The sequence below is a fragment of the Lachnospira sp. genome (genome assembly GCF_016290755.1).
Classification (GTDB): domain Bacteria; phylum Bacillota; class Clostridia; order Lachnospirales; family Lachnospiraceae; genus Lachnospira; species Lachnospira multipara.
In genome coordinates, this window is sequence record NZ_JAEEVD010000010.1 from 14,981 (window position 1) to 36,232 (window position 21,252).

20 protein-coding genes are annotated in these 21,252 nt (G+C 34.3%); all 20 read right to left on the minus strand.

Annotated features, from left to right (window positions below; all coding sequences use genetic code 11):
• Window positions 1-2: 2 nt before the first annotated feature.
• The 20 genes from QVA17_RS04300 to QVA17_RS04395 all read right to left on the minus strand — a co-directional run bounded on the left by QVA17_RS04300 (window position 3) and on the right by QVA17_RS04395 (window position 21,125).
• The gene (locus tag QVA17_RS04300; RefSeq protein ID WP_287386696.1) at window positions 3-578 is read right to left on the minus strand and encodes a pilus assembly FimT family protein; all 576 of its coding nucleotides are present in this window, start codon (window positions 576-578) and stop codon (window positions 3-5) included.
• On the minus strand, window positions 578-3,058 hold the full coding sequence (locus QVA17_RS04305) for a hypothetical protein (protein ID WP_287386698.1): 2,481 nt from the start codon (window positions 3,056-3,058) through the stop codon (window positions 578-580). Before QVA17_RS04305 ends, QVA17_RS04300 begins: the two co-directional genes overlap by 1 nt.
• A gap of 10 nt (window positions 3,059-3,068) precedes the next feature.
• Window positions 3,069-4,355, minus strand: a complete 1,287-nt coding sequence (locus QVA17_RS04310) for a type II secretion system protein (RefSeq protein ID WP_287386699.1) — start codon at window positions 4,353-4,355, stop codon at window positions 3,069-3,071.
• A gap of 12 nt (window positions 4,356-4,367) precedes the next feature.
• Window positions 4,368-5,108, minus strand: a complete 741-nt coding sequence (locus tag QVA17_RS04315) for a hypothetical protein (protein ID WP_287386701.1) — start codon at window positions 5,106-5,108, stop codon at window positions 4,368-4,370.
• A gap of 17 nt (window positions 5,109-5,125) precedes the next feature.
• Window positions 5,126-6,697 (minus strand): pilus assembly protein PilM, encoded by a 1,572-nt coding sequence (gene pilM / locus QVA17_RS04320; protein WP_287386702.1) that lies wholly within the window; start codon window positions 6,695-6,697, stop codon window positions 5,126-5,128.
• A gap of 9 nt (window positions 6,698-6,706) precedes the next feature.
• Window positions 6,707-7,471, minus strand: coding sequence for a prepilin peptidase (locus QVA17_RS04325; RefSeq protein ID WP_287386703.1), 765 nt, complete (start codon window positions 7,469-7,471; stop codon window positions 6,707-6,709).
• A 19-nt stretch (window positions 7,472-7,490) separates the two neighbouring features.
• The gene (locus QVA17_RS04330) at window positions 7,491-7,997 is read right to left on the minus strand and encodes a type II secretion system protein (RefSeq protein WP_287386704.1); all 507 of its coding nucleotides are present in this window, start codon (window positions 7,995-7,997) and stop codon (window positions 7,491-7,493) included.
• 87 nt (window positions 7,998-8,084) lie between these two features.
• Entirely contained in the window at window positions 8,085-9,290 is a 1,206-nt protein-coding gene (locus QVA17_RS04335) for a type II secretion system F family protein (RefSeq protein ID WP_287386705.1), read from the minus strand.
• Window positions 9,291-9,397: 107 nt separating this feature from the next.
• The gene (locus tag QVA17_RS04340; RefSeq protein ID WP_287386706.1) at window positions 9,398-10,462 is read right to left on the minus strand and encodes a type IV pilus twitching motility protein PilT; all 1,065 of its coding nucleotides are present in this window, start codon (window positions 10,460-10,462) and stop codon (window positions 9,398-9,400) included.
• A gap of 16 nt (window positions 10,463-10,478) precedes the next feature.
• On the minus strand, window positions 10,479-12,188 hold the full coding sequence (locus QVA17_RS04345; protein WP_027431379.1) for a GspE/PulE family protein: 1,710 nt from the start codon (window positions 12,186-12,188) through the stop codon (window positions 10,479-10,481).
• 206 nt (window positions 12,189-12,394) lie between these two features.
• Window positions 12,395-13,549, minus strand: coding sequence for a hypothetical protein (locus tag QVA17_RS04350; RefSeq protein ID WP_287386709.1), 1,155 nt, complete (start codon window positions 13,547-13,549; stop codon window positions 12,395-12,397).
• Window positions 13,550-13,555: 6 nt separating this feature from the next.
• The gene (locus QVA17_RS04355; protein ID WP_287386710.1) at window positions 13,556-15,364 is read right to left on the minus strand and encodes an aminopeptidase P family protein; all 1,809 of its coding nucleotides are present in this window, start codon (window positions 15,362-15,364) and stop codon (window positions 13,556-13,558) included.
• 59 nt (window positions 15,365-15,423) lie between these two features.
• The gene (locus QVA17_RS04360) at window positions 15,424-16,686 is read right to left on the minus strand and encodes a peptidase U32 family protein (protein ID WP_074522055.1); all 1,263 of its coding nucleotides are present in this window, start codon (window positions 16,684-16,686) and stop codon (window positions 15,424-15,426) included.
• A 54-nt stretch (window positions 16,687-16,740) separates the two neighbouring features.
• Complete coding sequence (locus QVA17_RS04365; RefSeq protein ID WP_027431383.1) at window positions 16,741-17,385, minus strand: O-methyltransferase; 645 nt, start codon at window positions 17,383-17,385, stop codon at window positions 16,741-16,743.
• Between the two features lie 49 nt (window positions 17,386-17,434).
• Entirely contained in the window at window positions 17,435-17,812 is a 378-nt protein-coding gene (locus QVA17_RS04370) for a hypothetical protein (protein WP_287386713.1), read from the minus strand.
• Window positions 17,813-17,854: 42 nt separating this feature from the next.
• Window positions 17,855-18,202, minus strand: coding sequence for a YlbF family regulator (locus tag QVA17_RS04375; protein ID WP_027431385.1), 348 nt, complete (start codon window positions 18,200-18,202; stop codon window positions 17,855-17,857).
• A gap of 107 nt (window positions 18,203-18,309) precedes the next feature.
• Entirely contained in the window at window positions 18,310-19,980 is a 1,671-nt protein-coding gene (locus QVA17_RS04380; RefSeq protein WP_027431386.1) for a ribonuclease J, read from the minus strand.
• Between the two features lie 54 nt (window positions 19,981-20,034).
• On the minus strand, window positions 20,035-20,295 hold the full coding sequence (locus tag QVA17_RS04385) for a DUF1292 domain-containing protein (protein WP_287386715.1): 261 nt from the start codon (window positions 20,293-20,295) through the stop codon (window positions 20,035-20,037).
• Window positions 20,296-20,411: 116 nt separating this feature from the next.
• Window positions 20,412-20,861: a Holliday junction resolvase RuvX gene (ruvX, locus tag QVA17_RS04390; RefSeq protein WP_027431388.1), complete on the minus strand. Its 450-nt coding sequence runs from the start codon at window positions 20,859-20,861 to the stop codon at window positions 20,412-20,414.
• A gap of 6 nt (window positions 20,862-20,867) precedes the next feature.
• Window positions 20,868-21,125, minus strand: a complete 258-nt coding sequence (locus tag QVA17_RS04395) for an IreB family regulatory phosphoprotein (RefSeq protein WP_027431389.1) — start codon at window positions 21,123-21,125, stop codon at window positions 20,868-20,870.
• Window positions 21,126-21,252: the final 127 nt, after the last annotated feature.

The window sequence follows — 21,252 nt, forward strand, 5'->3', positions numbered from 1 at the left end:
CCCTATTCCTTAAAGATTCCTGTCTTTAAATAAAGTAGCAAAGACTTTGTTTTTCTGCCCTTTATATTAAAGTTTATAAAGCTATTCTCTATTAGATTAGTTCCCCCTGTAAAAGTTATGTAATAAACGCTAGTTCCATTGACATCCTCAGTTGAACTAACTGCACTTCCTCCATAATTTAGGCTTTTAACAGAACCTTTTGATTTGTCAAATTCAATAAAGAGACTAGTGCCCTTTGATAGGGCAAGGCCTGTGCTTGTATCCCCTTCTGTAAAGCTTATAGAAAGAGATATCCTAGAGCCAAGCTTAGTAGAATCCATTAAATCACCATTTTTATAGCTATTTATATAGATTATTCCCTCTTTATTAGTAATTTCTATATAGTAGGAATTATCAATTGAAAGGGTGTTGCTTCTAAGCATCTCCACCTCTGATTTTAGGGAATTTACTGCCCTTTGCTCATTGGCATTGACTAAAGTGGACATAAGGATAGCGCTGCCTGATATTACCACAAGCATTATGGCAAGCGTTATTAGTAATTCAATTAAACTAAAGCCTTTCATGTCCATTTTTTTCATTAATTTCTCCAATTCTTTATCTCAACTAAATCCGTATATTCAAGGTCTGTACTATTTAGGCTGTCCTCATCCTCTGCTTCATAGCCATAAAGGAAAATCGACTTAAAAGGATAAAGACCGCTTCCAGCCCCATTTGTAACACCATCATCTGCTTCAATCATATTCATAATCTGGCTTTCAGTTAGAGGGTAAATATTTACATTTCCCTCAAGTCTAATTGTGCCCTTAGCCATAATAAGCCCAGTAAAATCAGATCTTACAGTTACATCTCCTGAGGCAATTATTATGCCCTTTGACATTTTTAATTTACCCTGGCTGTAGCTTGAATTAGCTAGACTAGAATCCACAATTACAGCATTTTTACTAGCGCCCTCATTATCAATGGCAACAAGCATATAGTCATCCTCTGATATAACACCGTAGTTGTGCGCCGCTACTGCTCGGTTTTGAATATATTTTCTAAAGCCCTCACTAGATATAAAATTATTGAAAACGTTGTCGCTATAGGCCGCAACATCCATAACCTCTTCGCTGCCAATATCTGCACTTGTAAGCAGTCTAGTATCCACATCTTCTATTGGAAGCAAGATCTTATGTAAAATGTTATATCTTATGGAGTAATTATTATATTTAGCAAGGTAAGCATCATAGTTAAAATCTATAGTTGTAGAGCCTGTATTAACCGCCCTTAGATAACTATCATAAATGCTATCTGAAAGGGCAGTCATATTAGCATAATCGCTAAGATAAATATTGCTAGCTGTAGAGGAAGCATTAACACTTAGGCTATCATGTAGGGCATCTCTAATCTCCTCATACTCTTCCTTTTTGCTATTGCTTAAGCCCTGATAATAACTACTATTTTCCTTAAAGGTATCAAAGGCCTCATCAGACTCAATTAGTTTTGCATAAACTGCCTTTAGTGCTGCATTTTTAAAATTAAGATAATAATAGGCGCTGCCAGTAGAATCTCCGTTTGAAATTAACTTAAGTTCGTAGGGCTTATCACTATTAAGAAAGGCGTAGGCAAAGAATGACTCATCAATAGTAATTGTAGTTTCCTTACCCTTATAGTTTATGACACCTGTGTTTCCTGCAGTGTTGTAGTCTGTGGCAGTAATTAGTGGCACCGGATTTACTTTAGCGGAAATGTATCTAGAAGGCACTAGATAGCTTTCCTGATTGCCATAGCCTGCATAGGAAAAGCCAGTAGCATAGGGGCTTTCTAAGCCGTTATAGCCAATATAGGCATTGCCGGATAGCAATACATTTGCATTGGCATTAATATAAATATTGCTCTCATTACTGTTAATTATCATGGAGCTTGAGTAAAGGTGACTAGCCCCGTTAGCCGTCACATAGCCATAGCCATAGAGGTTTCCATTAATTGTGGCAGTAGATTTATCTGCTTCTAGCTGCAAATCATCCTTTAGATAGGCGCTGGCATTGCTTGCAATTGTAAGGCTTGAAGGGTTATTTTTTGTGAAAATGTTTTCCCCCCAGAGCCTTCCAGAAAGCAGGTTAAAACTGCCTCCCTTAATATTTATGTCAGACCCGGAAATTAAATTAGAATTCTCCCCGCCTCTAAAATTTAGGCTAGCATTATTATCTACTGTAATTCCAGTTTCGCCGCCACCATAAGCACTTGCATAGAGATTAGTGCTACCAGTGTTTATAATGCCTGTGTTTCCAATAAGAGCGTATTTTGAAAAATTAGTTGTGGCAATTAAATTAGTATCCACAAGGTCAAGAAGCTCTGATGGAAAGCTAATATCAAAATCAATAGTTATATCTGAATAATAACCAGCACTTGTCATATAGCTAATAGTTATGTCTTTTATTTTCAAAGTGTAATTATCAAGACTTACATTAAGGCCTGAAAAATCTGTTAGCGTTTCATTTTCCTTAGTAAGACTAAGGCTTAAAATGTCCTTAACATCAAGCTTTCCTTCTGTATTAGTCTCAAGATAAGACTTTAGTGTCTCAATTAAATTTTCCTTTTTATCTACATCAAATTCTCCAAAAAGGGTATCAAAGCTATTACCTGAAAGGTATATGTCAGATAGATAACTATCCCTGTTAGCTTCAGTGATTATGCCAAGCTTTTCTAGGAGTCTTATTGTATAGTTTTTTCTAAAAAGGGAATTAGCACTTGCATTAGTAAAGCTTGCATCGGTTCTTGCTTGATTTAGATTATCTGAATAGCGCCTTAATTCATCAATATAGGCCATATTAAAGCTTTCCATGGCAGTCTTTGAAAGGCTTAAATAAATCTCATCTACAGCCTCTTCTGAGCTGTAGAAACTAGATTTAGAATTAAGCTTAGTCTTTTTCATGCGAAGATTTAGCATAACTACAGAGGTTACTGAGCTTGCTAAAATAAGAATAAAAGAGCACATAATTAGCACAATAATAAGAGTCGAACCTGCTTTATTCATTTTTAAATTTATTTTTGATTTTTTTCTATTAAAAATCTTCATAGGATTTCCTCTATTCTATCTTTGTGCTAACAATAGTTGTAAGTAAATTCTCTTCTTCTCTACTTCTATAATAGACCTTTACAATAAGCCTATAGATGTAATTTTTGCCAGGACTTTTTATGCCATTTTCAATGGATAATGCCCAGTTTTCAACATTGGAAAAAATGGACACCACTAAGTCTTTTGATACTTCCTTTTGACTTGAATTTTCCCTCAAGCTTTTATTGGCATCACTATAATAATTACAAGTTACTTTGTCATTACTAAGCACTACATAGCCTTCATCCCCTTGCTTTTCCTGCTCTATAAAAAGTAGGTCTAAATTTAAAAAGGCTACCTTTTTATTAAAGCTAGTATCATAGGAATAATTTATGGTGATTTCATCCTTTGCATACTGCTTTTTTTGTCCATCAACTATAGATACATTTTCATCTGCATAATAATCATCAAAGATGCTATAGAAAATGTATATCTTGTTGGCATTATTCTCGTAATCATTAGAAGAAGAAATTATGTAGTCATAATCATCTTCTGATAAATCTGGCTCTAATTTTGTATCTAAATTAGAGGCTGTAATTAGTTTCGTTGCATAATTAAACTCTCTAATATAGTCAGCAATATTAAGGTCAGGTCTAGCCTCGTCTATGTAGGAATAGGAAATTGTCACATCTAGTTTTTGAATATAAGAGACAAAATCAGAACTTGTTCTATCTTTAGTTATACTAACATCAATAACGGATGTCTTTTTTATACAAGATCTGTCATAAAGGTCTCCTGTGGATTCTAAAAAGTAGGTGGCGGCCTCTTCATTTATGGCATCGTCTGTGTAAATAATATTCTTTTCCTTATCTAGACTTGCATAGCTAGAAAGGCCATAGCTATTGACATTATTCTTGCTATTAGACGCTCCATTTGTAAAGTTGTCATTATAATAACTAGGATCAAGCGTTGCCTCTATTATAAAGTCTTCCCCATCAATTCCTGTATAGCTATCTTTATCATTATTAGACACCAAAAATTTGAGCACTCCCTGCTCATCTTCAAAGCTTTGATTGCTCTCCTTTTGGTAGCTATAATTTAGATCTTCAATTTCTAGATTAGAAACTGATACATTTTTTATCTCTTCAATAATATTATTTGCTGCAGTGTTGGCATTTTCAGTGCGACGAGCTTTTGAATTAGTCTTTGCAGCATTTGTAAAAATAGATAAAATTGGCAGAGTTACAATAGCTAATATAGCTATACTTATTAAAACCTCTACTAAAGAAAATCCTTCATTTCCTTTTCTTTTATCCATAGGACCACCTTACTAATCACTAACTGTAACTGACTGTGTTGTGTCTACATTTTCCATAAATAAATTGTCTTTTCCTCTTATAAAATCATAAGTGGATTCCTTAAACTCCCTATCAGTGCTTGTAATATAATACATACTAATGGTCATGGTACCTGACACGATATTAGAGGAAGCATCATAGGAAGAAGATATATTATCTATTGTATTCTTACTAAAATAGCTATTTACATAGCTAATAAAATTTTTCCATTCATTATAATCTGCCTCATAGGCAATAGATAGGCTGTTACTATAGCCCACCATATCTGTTTCATAACTAGTTGTACTTGCGGGATTTGAGCTATTTAATATACCAAAGGTATAAATTGGATTAGCTGTTTCAAAGGCGGCAGATTTAATCCATACTCCGGTGCTTGACTCTACTGTGTTTAGAAAATTTATGATATAAGCTTTACTGCTGCCTGAGGAATAATTTGATAGTATTTCTTCTGTTTTGCTTGTGTAATCCTTGGTGTCTTCTAAATACTTATCCTTATTTTTTGTCTTCTCTTCTAGGTCCTTTACTTGCTTTTCAAGCTTTACAATTTCTACCTCATGCTTTTCATTTTTTGCATCCACCCTAGTAAATACAAGATAATAGGCGGCAATAATTAGTAGAAAAGAACAAAGCAATAACAATAATTTTTTATCTCTAGTTGAAACTTCGGTGCTAATATTTAACTTCTTAAAAAGGCTCTTTAAAAAATCGTTCATAAATACCACCCCTCTATCTAAGACTCATCACTAAGGTCGCTAAAGTTAAAGCTTACACTAAAGGAAAGTACTATTGTCTCTAAGCTATTTTTACTTTCCTGTATGCTTGGCAATTCCACATTACTAATACCAGAAGTATTAGTTAGTTGTGTAATCATTGCAGCAATAGATAGCTTTGAACTTGCTGTTGCTGATATAGTTACATAGCCATTAGATACAGTCATATTTTTTATAACAACATCTGCTGGTAAATTTTTTTCTAAAATGCTAACTAGCTTTTCTAATTCATCATCGCTACTAACTGTCAAATTCTTAAAGGCCTTAGCATCAAGATAGGCATCCTTAGCATCATAATATTCATTTACAATTTCACTTATTTCACTCTTTTGACTTATGGACTTATTAAGATTTTTCTCCTTTTGTACAAGATAGAAATTCTTTGTTAGAGGATATATAATCAAAACCGCCGTCACAATAATTGATAGTCCTAAGATTAACTTAAAAGGCTTTAATTCACCCCTTAGTACTACTTCTTTTTCAATATCTTTTGGAATAAAATTTACTGGTTCAATTAAAGCACCTAGGTTATTCAAATAAGAATTAAGTCTTCTTTTTTCAAAAGCTGTCTTCTTATCACAGATTACATTATTTAAATCCACAAGATTTGTAACTTCCTTTTTAATCTCATTAGATAAAAGCTCGTTAAAGCCCTTAATAGTAATAGCATTACCTAAAACATAGGCCTTTGCAATTTCATCACCCTTATTTCTTGAGGTGTAATAATCCATGATTCTATTAATATTTCCAATTAAATAACGTAGGGATTCTGTAATTGCATCCCCATCAAATTCACTTTGAAGCAGTTCTTCATTTTGCAGTTTAAGCAGGGCTGCCTCATAGGTTAGGTCAAATTCTTCCATAACTGCGTCCACTAAAAGGGACTTTCCATAAGGAACTATTCTTTGTAATTTTAGGACATTATTTTTGAAAATGTTAACTACGGTGCCATCATTTTCAATCTCCACAACTAAATTACAATCGCTATTAATCTGGTGTTTAACTAACTGATAGGCAGAGTTACCTGTATAATCTATGAAAGATAAATTAAGGCCAAGCTTTTTAGCAAGCTCATAATAGCTTTTTGCCATATCCAAATTAAGGGCTGCAAGCATAAGTTTTAACTTACTAGCCCCATCCTCATTAAATCTATCTACTATATAATATTCAACTATGTAATCACTAATATTAACTGGAAAATATTCAGATGCATTTGCCTCTACAAGTTTGGCAATCTTAGTGTTTGGCAAATTGGGTATAACAATTTCTTTTGTAGCAATCTTTGTAGAGCTTACAGAAAAGCAGATATTGCTAGATTCAAAGCCCTTTTCAAGCATGGCATTTTGCATAGCCTTAGCTATTTTATCAAGATCAGTTAATATGCCATCATTTACGCAGTCCTTAGGTGTTTCAATGGTCACAGCTCTGTAAACATGGATTTGCTTACCTACTACTGATACCTCCATCATCTTTATGAATTCATTATTTAGGACTGCACTAATTAGTTTTCCTTTAACTTTCACAAATGCCATATGCCCTCCTTATATAAATAGGCCTAAATAGGCGGCTACTATTTCCTTTCCAAATAGAATAGAAAAATATATTCCTAAACATAAATAAGGTCCAAAAGCCAATATATGTCCTTCATTTGTCAGTTTCATTCTAATAGTATGTATTACACTTCCTAAAATACATGCAATAAAAAAAGCCAGAACTGTTTCTTTTAGTCCTAAGAAAAGTCCTGCGGCTGCCATAAGCTTTATATCTCCTCCTCCAAAGACGTCTATGTTTTTAAAATGTCTAAAAATTACAACTAGTAAATACATAACGCCACTAACTCCTATAAAGCCTAAAAATTTATCAGCTAAATTTATGCTTATAATTGCGTTAATAATGGCTATAACTAATAAGGCTATATTTAAGCCATCATAAATAATATAGCTTTTAAAATCTATAACTGCTATTGCAAGTAAAATGGAGCTAAATAAACTAACTAAAACTCCATAAATTCCAAATCCAAATCTTAAAAATATAACTAGGTATAATAAAGCATTAACTAATTCGATAATTGGATACTGTAGGCTTATTTTCTTGCCACAATATCTACAACGGCCTCGTAAACATATGTAGCTTAACAGTGGTACGAGGTCGTACCACTGTAATCTATGGCCACAATTAGTGCAACTTGAAGCTTTAATTATAATATCTTCTTTCTTTGGTAGTCGATAAATTAATACATTTATAAAACTGCCAATTACTAAGCCGTAAATAAAAATTATAATATACAGGTAAATTTCTTGTTGCATTTTAATTAAGTCCTTTACTCTACTTTACAATAAAGTATGCGTCTGTAACTCTAGCACAAGCTACTGCATCAGTATCTGCTGGTAACTGTGTTGTTGATGTAGGTGCTGTTGTTGCAACCATTACACATACTGAGCCATTATCTGCAATAACAATATAGATATTGCCTGACTTTGCCTTTGATGACTTCATTGTAATGCTTGATGTAAGTGATGCCTGAAGTTCCTGCTGAAGTGAAGAATAATTAGATAAACTTGTTCCCTCTAAATCTGCGCTATCCCCTGAGCCTAGGTCAATAATGGCACCGTCTGCAACTTCATTTTCAATTGCTTCATCTGACGTTGCCACCATAACTGCTTCTCTGATTGAATCAAGTGTCTGTAAATCTGTTGATTCTCTAGATCTTTCTACACTTCTTAAAAGTGTAGGTGCTAGAACGCCAACTAAAACAACCATAATAGCAATAACTACTATTAATTCAACCAATGAAAAACCCTTGTTTCCTAACTTTTTCTGTGATCTAACCATTTTCGTTCTCCTTTTTTAGTTTTTATATAAACTTAACTCCTAAGTTTATAACACACTTGTTCTTTGTTGCGATGCTATCATCACTTTCTAAATGCTATTATATAATTGAATCATTGGCTGATAAATTGCTGCAATTAGTAGTATTACTAAAAGCGCCATGATAATTATAATAACTGGTTCTAATAATGCTGTAAGACTTGTGGTTGTAATTTCAACCTCTTCCTCGTAGTAATTTGCACTATTAGAAAGCATTTCCTCCATGTTACCCGTCTGCTCTCCTATGCCCACCATATGTGTTAGCATAGCTGGAAAAATATCCATTGTTTTCATTTGTGATGAAAGGGGAATACCTAGTGCTACTCCGCCCTTCATTTTTATTAATGCATCCTTATAGTGAATGTTTGGCATGGTCTGGGCCGTTATATCTAGGGCCGAAATCAGTGGCATGCCTGATTGTATAAGGGTTGCAAGTGTTCTTGAAATGGAAGCACATGCGGTTTTAACAGCTAACTTTCCAAAGATTGGAAGCTTTAATTTAAGCCCGTCTATTTTGTGTCTGCCACCATCACTAGCTTTATAGATTTTGTATAAAAATATGAGAAAGGCTACCAATACAATTAATAGTAACCAATAGTTTCTAAATAAATCACTAAGTCCTATGATTAACTTTGTGGAAGTTGGAAGGCTTGTATTTAAGTCTTCAAACATGGTCACAAAGTTAGGAATTACAAATGTTAGCATAACCACTAAAATGCCTATCATTACGATTAATAAAACAATAGGATACATCATTGCCTTTTTTATAATTCCCTTTAGTTTTGCCTCTTTTTCAAATTGAATCGCCATTCTATCAAGAGACTTTTCTAGGCTGCCTGAACTCTCACCAGCCTTAATCATTTCAATTAGAATACTTGGAAAAATCTTATCTTCTCTTAGGGCGTCTGCAAGTGACTCGCCCTTTTCTACCCCTGCTCTAGCTCTTTTAATTCCCTCTTTTAAACTAGAGTCCTCTGTTTGTTCCTCTAACATCTCAAGTGCGCTAACAATAGATATTCCAGCTTTTATAATACTAGAAAACTGTCGGCAAAAAACCGCCATATTCCTTTGTTTAACTTTCCCCTTTAAGAATGAAAGCTCTATATCTTTATTGAGAAAATTCTGTCTTGATACGGAAATAGGAATTAATCCAGTTTCTCTAATCCTTAATTGTGCCTCTCTTTCATTCTCCGCTTTTATAGAACCTTTCTTTTCTATACCCTCTGAGGTTATGGCTTGATATAAATATGTATCCATACTCACCTCTCATATTCACTTGTCATGCTCCACGCAAACTTATCCTTACCTATACTCATTATAGCAAATGTATTGCTCCCATTCAACAATTTAAACGACTATAAATACTAATATAAGTTATTTATTTTCTTGTCTAAATAGGCCATATCCTGTGAAAAACTAAGGGCCGATTCAGCACTTATTTCTCCCCTAATATAAAGGTCAAATAAGGCATCATCCATGGTAATCATGCCATCCTTTTTATAGGTTTGCATAATGCCCTCAATTTGATGGGTCTTGCCTTCTCTAATTAGATTTTTAATGGCAATGTTTGCATGCATTACCTCAAAAGCTGCCACTCGTCCTAGCTTATCAAGAGTTGGCACTAATTGTTGAGATATAACAGCCTCTAAAACCACTGCTAGCTGAATTCTTATTTGCTGTTGTTGATGTGGTGGAAATACATCTATAATTCTATCAATGGTTGCTGCGGCTCCAATGGTATGAAGAGTTGAGAATACTAAATGACCTGTTTCAGCGGCAGTTATAGCTGTTGAAATTGTCTCTAGGTCTCTCATTTCTCCAACAAGTATTACATCTGGATCTTCTCTTAGGGCAGCACGTAGGGCCTTGGCGTAATTTGCTGTATCAATGCCAATTTCCCTCTGATTAATCATAGCCTTTCTATGACTATGCAAATATTCAATCGGGTCTTCTAGGGTAATAACATGGGCATTTCTCTCATCATTTATCTTATCAATAATAGATGCAAGAGTTGTTGATTTACCTGAACCTGTAGGACCAGTAACTAGTACAAGGCCTCTTTTTTTATCATATAAATCTATTACAGACCTAGGTAGACCAAGCTTTTCTGGCTTTGGAATTTCAGTACCCACAATACGCATTGAACAAGCAACAGAACCTCTCTGCCTATATACATTTACTCTAAAACGACCTACTCTTGGAATTGAGAAAGAGAAATCCGCCTCGCCTTCCTCTTTAAAAATCTCCCACTGCCTATCATCCATTATTTCCTCAATTAACTTTTGACAATCCTCTGGGGAAAGTCTTGGATAATCAAGATTTACTAACTCTCCATTAATTCTTACCTTGGGAGGAAGACCTACTGTTATATGTACATCAGAAGCCTTTTTCTCCTTAGCAAGCATAAGTAACTGTTCAACAGTAACCATAATCCACCTCTAAAATTTAATAATCCTCTGTCTCATAAGTTGCCTTAATCATTTCTGCCATAGAGCTTACCCCCTCAAGCACCGAAAGACTTGCAGAATCCTTTAAGCTTAGCATGCCTTCTTTTCTGGCCTCTTCTAAAATCCTGTCTGCGCCTGCATTTTCAATAATAAGCTTCTTTATAGCAGGTGTAATCTTCATAATCTCATAAATAGCTGTTCGGCCATAATAGCCTGTGCCATTACAAAGTTTACAACCCACGGGCTCATAGATTTTTACATCCTCTTCTAAGGACTTTCCTAGAATCTTTTTCTCAGAATCTGTTGCTTGTCGCTCTTGTTTACAGCTACATAGCTTTCTTACTAGTCTTTGGGCAATAATTCCCACCACAGAATCTGCAATCATATAGTTTTCAACTCCCATATCAATAAGTCTTGCCACTGTTGCAGCGGTGGAATTTGTATGAATAGTTGATACTACTAAATGTCCTGTAATAGAGGCTCTAACTGCAATCTGAGCAGTTTCTGAATCTCTAATTTCACCAATCATAATTATATCTGGATCCTGTCTTAGGATTGATCTTAGGGCATTGGCAAAAGTTAAATTTGCTTTTGTATTTACCTGCACCTGATTTACCCCATCAATATTTGCCTCTACTGGGTCCTCAACAGTAATAATATTTACGTCCTTTTTATTCAAACTTGAAAGGGCTGTATAAAGGGTTGTAGACTTACCTGAACCTGTAGGGCCTGTTACTAGGATGATTCCATGAGGATTTTTTAAAATGTCATTAAAAACCTTTAGGTCACGCTCAGAAAATCCAAGTTCTGAAGCCTCTTTATTAAAGCCTTCCTTCGCTGCAATTCTCATTACAAACTTTTCTCCATAAATAGTTGGAAGGCCTGAAACTCTAATATCGTATTCCTTATCATCTACATTTATAGTAATTCTGCCATCTTGAGGCTTTCTTTTTTCAGAAATATCCATACCAGAAATAATCTTAATTCTAGTAATAATGGCACCATATAAACTAGACTCATAGCTTAATACTTCCCTTAAACTACCATCAATTCTATATCTAACCCTTATATTATCCTTAAAGGGTTCAATATGAATATCTGAGGCTCTGTTTCTAACTGCTGCCTCAATTAGGTTATTTATGAGCACAACAATAGGGGCAGACTCAATATTTGCCTGTCTGTCTCTTTCCCTATCCTCTTCTTCCTTACTAATGGCGTTTTCCTGCTCTTTTTTATATTTATCAATAATATTTTGAGCTTCCTTAGAACTAATAACTCTATCAAGAAATGCCTTAATGGCATTGCCATCTGCAAGATAAGGAATAACCTGCTTACCTGTAATAATATTTACATCATCCATGGCATAAATATTAGTTGGATCTGCCATGGCAACCTTTAAGCTGCCACCCTCATCCTGTCTAAAGCCTAGGGGCACTAAAAGATTCTTTCTCATAAATGTATCATCTAAAAGATTTAGTATCTCTTCTGGCACCTCTACAGCTCTCATATCTACAAATTCAATGCCTAGACTTTCACACAAAGCCTCATTTATCTGGCTTTGACTAGCAAAACCAAGGGCCACAATGGTCTCACCTAGCATTAACCCTCTCTGCCTTTGTTCCTTTAGGGCTGAGTCTAACTGCTCATTGCTAATTACATTTTTAGACACTAATAAACTGCCTAACTTTACTTTTTTTCTATAATTCATTAGCAGCCTCCATATGAAAAATATAGATTGTTGTTATATTAAATTTTACCAAACTTTTAATTAAAGCATAGCATTGAAGCCTTGTAAAGTCAAGAAAGCATGGGCTAAAGCTAGCAGTCAAAACCTTAAAATAATAAAAAACACTTCCAAAGAAAATCCTAATTTAGGATAATCCCTAGAAGTGTTTCTAATATGATTTCTAATTATTAATTGCTTAACTCATAAACCGTATATCTTTCCTTTTGTGAGTTAATAAGGCTATTAACCAAGGAATCAAGATTTGTGCTTACTTCGTAATTCTCAGTAGATAAATTTCTAACTACGTCAAACTGATTATCAACGCTTATGTAACTGTTGTAATATGAAAATGCAAAATAAACCGTTTCACTAGACTCTTGATTTGAAATCTTAGCGCTAAATAAAAGTATTATTACATTATTGTAATCGCTGCCATTAGTTCCATTAGCTAACAAATACTTTGAAACAAGAGTAATATCTGTGGCTGTTTCAGTATTAGCCTGCTTTAAATAGTCCTTGTTTCCACTGGCCTTATAAAGCATTCTAAAGGTTGTATCATTAGTCTCTGTAGTAATAGCACTCTTAGCTTCTTCTACAATTTCATTAATTACACTAATATCAATATCTTCAACGCCATTGATATATTCTCCTAACTTATCAGCTGTATAACTAGCTTCTAAGCTATCTACTAAATAGCCATGTCTTGCTATATCTTCATAGTTTTGATCACAGCTTACTATAACTGTATCACCAAAGGAAATGTTAGTAGTTTTATCTGCTGTAAATGTTAAGCTTTGTAAATATTCGTCACTAGCATTATTAGTAATTAAAACAGTAGCCTCTGGACTTATGCCCTGAAATGTGACTTCAATATTATCAAATAAAGATATCTTAGTTCCGGAAGATATTCCATCTACCCTAAGACTATACTTTGTAAGATTTAATTTAACCCCAGCAGCATCTTCATAGGAACTGTCATAGTTTATATAAACCTCAATCTTGTCCCCATTTGATAGGTCTGTGGCATCTGAGCTAACCTCAATGGAATTAACTAAACTATTAATTGCAGATAATACATTAGCATCTGTCTTATCTCCTATAAGGGCATTTTTAAGACCTTCTTTATCTAGGCTAAACTCTGGGCTTGCATAATCATTTGCTCCCACATAACTAACAGATATGTAATCTCTAACATCAAATCTATTATTATAAATAATAAATCCAATAATCATAACTACAGCTATAAGTGCAATAAATACTAAAGCAATTACCTTTCTAGGTACCACTCTTTTCATTTCCTTTAAGTCTTTATTCTCTCTTTTCTTACTAATAAATTCTTTCATAATTAATTAAATCGCTTTCGTTGCCGCCTTAAGTTCTTCTAATTCTTCACCTGTAAAGAAGTCCTTTAAGTTATTATAAACCTCTTCATGGTAAGCATTAAGTCGCTTAATATCAACTGCTTCTAAATACTTTGGATCTACAAGCTCTAAATCGATTGGTGCCATTGTAAGCATATCAAAGCTTAAGAATGTACCATATTCGTTCTCGTAATCCTTCTTGCATACGATTTCATTTTCAATACGTATACCAAACTTGCCTTCTTCGTAAACACCAGGTTCATCTGATGTAACCATGCCAGGCTCAAGTACTGCTAAGTCATTAACACCTGGGATGTGCTTCCATCTAAAGCCATTAGGTGCCTCATGAACATTAAGTAAATAGCCAACGCCATGACCTGTTCCACATCTATAATCAATGCCCTCATCCCATAATGGGCCACGAGCAAGGATATCAAGGCTAAAGCCGTTACAGCCATGTAGGAATCTTGCATTAGCAAGTGCTAACATACCTTTAAGTGTAAGTGTAAAGCACTTCTTCATTTCATCAGTTACAGGACCAAGGGCAAATGTTCTTGTTACATCTGTTGTACCTCTTAAATACTGTCCGCCTGAATCTACAAGTAACATTCCCTCTGGCTTTAAGATATCTGCATTCTCCTTAGTTGCATGATAATGCATCATAGCGCCATTAGGACCTGTTGCTGAAATTGTATCAAAACTAAGTTCAATATAATCACTAATCTTAGCTCTTAAAGAATCAAGATACTCTGCTGCATCTGCCTCAGTAATCTGCTTTCCTTCTTTAACCTGCTTCTTTGTCCAGAAGATAAACTTTGTAAGAGCCGCACCATCTTCAAGGTGAACATCCTTTAAGTTCTTAATTTCTGTCTCATTCTTAATTGCCTTAAGTAAAACTGTTGGGTTTTCAGAAAGCACACAGTTTAAGTTCTTATTATCCATGCAAATGTTATAAAGACGCATATTAACTCTCTTAGTATCTACTATTACGCGACCTGAGATATTAGCTGCATCTGTATAAACTGCTTCGTATGGACGGATTTCTACATTAGCTTCCTTAAACATAGCTAGGATTTCTTCATTAAATCTATCGCCATCTGTATAAAGAATAGCCTTATCCATGCTTACATAAGCATAAGACATAATTACTGGATTACACCAAACGTCGTTACCTCTAATATTAAATAGCCAGCAAACATCATCTAGACTAGCAATAATATTAGAATCTGCATTAGCCTTCTTAAGGCTTTCTCTAAGCATAGCAAGTTTCTCATTAATTGTTGTTCCACAATACTTCTCATCAAGATAAAAAGCCTTGCTTTCTGGGAATGCTGCTCTATCAGTAAAGATATCAGCAATAGCATCAAAGGTTAAATTAAGACTTGCCTTCTTATTCTTTACAATATCGGCTAACTTAAGACCTAATCTAGCATCTACTGTTCTACCATCAAAGCCTAGACACATACCTTCTTCTAACTTAGAAGCTACATATTCTGATAAAGTTGGTACACCAACTGAACCATCCTTCATAAGTTCAAAGCCTGTTCCCTCAATTTCTTTAGCAGCCTGAACATAGTATCTACCATCTGTAAATAACTTAGCCTCATCCTTTAAGATGACAGCTGTTCCTGCTGACCCTGTAAAACCTGTTATAAATTCTCTTTCCTTAAAATAATCACCTGAATATTCTGAGATATGGTAATCATTTGTTAATACGAGATAAATATCAACCCCTGTCTTAGCCATAGTTTCTCTAACAGAAGCCAATCTCTCTTTAATTGTTTCTACCTTCGACATAAGTAAACCTTCCTTCATAAATGTATTCACTAGCTATTTTAACACTAGAAAGGAATATGTTAAGCCATTTCTTTATTTCCTTCTTTTCTTCTTAAAATATCAAACTCATTAAGTTCGATTCCTAAGTCGATAAATAACTGCTGCTTTGGATGTGGACAGCTTTCCATATCATGTCCAAATTCATCTACAATTCTTTTAACTACTACTGGAATATTGTCTCCATTAGGTCTCATAACCTCAATAGTTTCTCCTACTGAGAACTTATTACGCTGTTCAATATTATATAAGCCTTCTTCATTCTTCTTACCTACAATACCAAGATACTTATATTCTGTAACATAAGTGTTGCTATCATAAATCTGAGTTTCTTCTGTCGGCTTATTAAAGAAGAAGCCAGTTGTGAACTGTCTGTAAGTACATTTTCCAATTTCTTCCTTGTAAAATGGAATTCTAGCCTCATACTTCTTTGGATCCTCTAAGAAGTCATCAATAGCAAGGCTATAAGTTCTTGCAACTGTTGCTACGTAAAGAGCTGTCTTCATACGGCCCTCAATCTTAAAGGAATCAATACCTGAACTTACCATCTCTGGGATATGTTCAATCATATTAAGATCCTTTGAGTTGAAAATGTATGTTCCTCTTTCATTCTCAAATACTGGCATATATTCACCTGGTCTGTTCTCTTCAACAATTGAGTACTTCCATCTGCAAGGGTGTGTACAAGCACCTCTATTAGCATCTCTACCTGCCATATAGTTAGAAAGTAAACATCTACCAGAATATGAAATACACATAGCACCATGCATGAAACTTTCAATTTCCATTTCCTCTGGAATATGCTCTCTGATTTCCTTGATTTCTGCAAGGCTTAATTCTCTAGCTGATACAACTCTTGTTGCACCCTGCTTCCACCAGAAGTTATATGTTAAATAGTTAGTGTTATTAGCCTGAGTTGAAATATGAATATCAATTTCAGGACATACTTCCTTAGCAATTGTAAACATACCAGGGTCAGAAATAATTAAAGCATCAGGACCGATTTCCTTAAGCTCTTCAAAATACTGTCTTGCTCCTTCTAAATCATAGTTATGAGCTAAAATATTAGCTGTAACATAAACCTTAACATCTCTTTCATGGGCAAACTTAATACCTTCTCTCATGTCATCTGCTGAGAAATTCTTAGCATTAGCTCTAAGGCCAAAGGCTTCACCACCAATATAAACTGCATCAGCTCCGTAAAGAACTGCAATCTTTAGTACTTCTAAACTACTAGCTGGAATAAGTAATTCAAGCTTTCTACCATTATAAACTCTGTTTCTCATATAAATCCTTTCTTATATAACTAGTACATATAACTAATATCTGTAATACTAGTCCTAGCTTCTTTTTACGCTTAATGTAATTCCATCGCCAATTGGAACAATGGATGTAATTAAGTCTTTGTGATGAGTTAGGGTATAGACATACTCTCTCATTCTTGTATGTATAGTCTTATCTCTTCTTGCCACTGTAAAGTGAGATTCTACAATTTCGCCTTCCTGTAGGATATTATCTGAAATTAGTAGACCTCCTGGACTAAGTAACCTTAAAATGTCATCGAGGAAGTTAATATACTGCCCCTTTGCCGCATCCATGAAAATAAAATCATAACTTCCCTCTAATTCTTTTAAAACTAGAGTGGCATCGCCTTCAATTAAAGTTATCTTATCTTCTTTTTTAGCCCTTTTAAAATTTTCCTTAGCTATTGGAATTCTTTTCTCATAATTCTCAATTGTAGTAATATGACAATTCTCTGGCATATTCTCACTCATAAGAATAGATGAGTAACCTACTGCCGTACCTACTTCTAAGATACGTAAGGGCTGCTTTAATGAAAGCAAGACCTTAAGTAAATTCCCCATCTCTTTCCTTATGATTGGAACACCTGTTTCAATCGCTTCTTTTTCAATTGTATTAACAATATCCGAATTACCACAATCAAGAGAATTAATATAAGCCACAATTCTTTCGTTGACTATCATAAATAATCCTCTTTCTAAATTAAATTCTTAATTGATTATTAATTGCACACTAATTACTGCTTGTAGTTGCAGTTGAGATTGCCTTTAACATATCTGTTGGGAGCATATCTGTTGTTAAAGTATATGTTCCATCAAGCCAATCTCCATTATAATCTGAAGCTATAATCTGATAATAGAAAAGCTTCTCCTTAGCTACTAAGCCCTTTTCGTAGAATAATTTAGCAAGCTGCTTAGCAGACATAGATGATGTTATAGTAACTTCTACAGATCTTGCATTAGAACTATCATCCACTGCAACCTCATTAAATATGTTATTGCCTAATGTATAAGCATAAGTTCCTACTCTATAGATGATTAAAACGCCAATAAGAATTACTATTACGTTAACTGACACTGCTATTATAAGTCTAATATTTTTATTGCTCATGAAATCCTCCATTTTTTACCATCACTTGCTATAATAAGGGTTTTAACGCAAAAAATCAAGTTCCATATCAATTGGCTCAACAATAGACTTTACAATGTCTTTTACTAAGCTACTAAAACATATTTCTGCTGTTAGATATCTATTAACTATATCCTGTCTTCTCATATTATCAAACTCAATATTAAGATTTAGCATAGCTGTATAGACATCTTCAATATCATCATTATTAACTATCTCAAATGTTCTTCTTCTAAATTCGTCCACGCTTCTTCTTAAATCTGGGTTTCTATTAATAATAGCCTCTAAGCGCTTGTACTCCTTATACTCATCACTTTCAAGTATAGTCTGTGTTAGTTCCTTTTTTAGTGTTTCAAGTTTATCCCCTGTCATAGTCTCTCACCTCTATTAATACTTAAACCTAATTGCTACTAACTTTCCCTAAATGATTTCTTTTAAAAATAGGCGGCCTTTTATCTAGCCGCCTATTTAAGTCTTAATTATAAATTAGCTTCCATAATAATTGGAAGAATTAAAGGATTTCTCTTCATTTTCTTCCATAAGAATTCTGATAAGTCATCCTTAATAATATTCTTTATCTTGCCCCAGTCAGAGATTCTATTATCAATACACTTCTGAACTGAATCTTCAACAATAAGTCTTGCCTCATCAAGTAATTCCTCAGCTCCACGTACATAAACGAAACCTCTTGAAACAATATCTGGTCCAGCAATTAACTGACCTGAGTTTCTCTCAAATGTTAATACTACAATAATAATACCGTTCTCAGCTAAGTTCTGTCTATCACGAAGTACGATATTACCAATATCACCAACGCCAAGACCATCAACCATAACTTCACCAACTGGTGCCTTACCAACAATCTTAGCTTCCTTTTCTGATAATTCAATAATATCACCAGACTTAGCAATAATTACATCCTGCTTATCATATCCAAGTCCCATAACAAGCTCTTTCTGAGCGATTAAGTGGCGATATTCACCATGGACTGGAATTGAATACTTAGGACGTACTAAAGAATAAATAAGCTTGATTTCTTCCTGACAGGCATGTCCTGAAACGTGAGTATCCTGGAAGATTACCTTAGCGCCCTTCATTCCTAATTCATTAATAACCTTTGATACAGACTTCTCATTACCAGGAATTGGTGTTGATGAAAATACAACACAGTCTCCAGGAATAATAGAAACCTTACGGTGAATGTTAGCTGCCATTCTTGAAAGAGCTGCCATTGATTCACCCTGACTACCTGTAGTAATAAGTACAATCTGCTCAGGATTATAATTCTTCATTTCTTCTGTTTCAATAATTGTTCCTTCTGGGAACTTAAGGTATTCAAGGTCTTGAGCGACTTCAATAATATTTACCATACTACGTCCCTCAACACAAACCTTACGGTCATACTTAATCGCAGTATTAATAATTTGCTGAACTCTATCTACATTTGATGCAAAAGTTGCAATAATAATTCTTGAGTTCTTATTATCAGCAAAAATCTTATCAAAAGTCGCACCTACTGTACGCTCTGACATTGTAAAACCTGGTCTAATGGCATTAGTAGAATCACACATAAGTGCAAGTACACCCTTCTTACCAATTTCGCCAAGTCTAGGTAAATCAATTGGATCTCCATCAACTGGTGTATAATCTACCTTGAAATCACCTGTATGAACTACAGTACCTGCTGGTGAATAAATAGCAAGTGCTGCTGCATCAGCGATACTATGATTAGTTCTAATAAATTCAACTCTAAAGTCTCCAAGAGAAATAGACTGGCCGTACTTTACAACCTTTCTCTTAACTTCCTTCATCATGTTGTGTTCCTTAAGCTTTGACTCAATTAAAGCAATTGTAAGCTTTGTACCATAAACAGGAACCTTAATATCTTTTAAAATGTATGGAATAGCACCAATATGATCTTCATGACCATGAGTGATTACAAAACCCTTTACCTTATCAATATTATCCTTTAAAAATGTTACGTCAGGGATAACTAAATCTACACCTAACATATCATCATCTGGAAATTTAAGTCCACAATCTACTACGATAATACTATCTTCATAGCAAAACGCAGTTATATTCATACCAATTTGTTCCAAACCACCTAAAGGCACAATCTTTAAAGTAGCATTCGCCTCTTTCTTCATATAACTCTCCTTAATTTAAAAATATATCTTTCATATAATATTTCACGTTATAAATTATCTAAAATCTACATCTTCTAGTAATTCACTAAAAACCTTTGCTACTGCATCAAGTTCACTATCGTCTTCCACGAATTCATAAATAGCATCAGCATCTGTGCTCTTAGAAGTATCCTTTAAAATATAAACTTCTGCTTCATCATCGTCACTTTCTGACTCTGTGGCAAGGATATAGTTCACGCCACTAATTCTTGTCTCTTCTAGAATGTAGAGATCAATCTTGTCTCCTTCTTCTGAAATCAAACTAATCTTTTCCATAAATCTCTCTCCAAATTAAAAATTTAAACCCTAATACATTCGCCTAAATATTTCACATATATCTAGACATAAAAAGACTCTAATCACAGTGCTAAAACTCCCCATGATTAGCCATCCTATTTATTGAAATCTTGCTTTTTGGCCTCTTTTGCCTCAAAATCAAGATAACCTTGTAATATAAAAACTGCTGCTATCTGATCTATAACAGCCTTTCTGTTCTCCTTTTTAACTCCAGCTTCTTCTAGAACCTCATCAGCTGCAATTGTGGTTAATCTCTCGTCCCACATAACGATTTCTATCCCTGTTCTTCTATGGATATTACTTGCAAAATCTCTTGCTAATAGAGCTCTCTCACCTTCCGTATCGTCCATATTCTTAGGTAAGCCCACTACTACCTTAGTAACTCCATATTCTTTTATTATTTCCTCTATTCTTGCATAAGTCTTTCTTAACTTATTCTCTTCTTTTCTTGTAATTGTCTCAAAGGCTTGTGCTGTCCAACCAAGAGGGTCAGACAGCGCAACGCCTACAGTTTTACTGCCATAATCTAATCCTAAATATCTCATGTAAGATTAAAGTCCCTTACCTTCAATAAAATAGCGGATTACTTCTTCAACAAGCTCATCACGTTCTACTTTCATAATTAAACTTCTAGCATTGTTGTGACTAGTAATATAAGTTGGGTCCCCAGACATAATGTATCCAACTATTTGATTCACAGGATTGTATCCCTTCTCCTTTAAAGCAAGATAAACTTGCTCAATAATTCCTTCAACCGAAATTGTCTTTTCAGGCTGTGTTTTAAAAAATTGTGTGTTATTATCTGCCATATAAATCACGTCCTTCCTATATATGTATTAATAATATAATAAATCTACTTATTTAACAAGTACTAAAGGGAAATCTTTCGATAAATTTTCACAATTTCTTGGATATTTTCATTTTTATTTTTAAAAA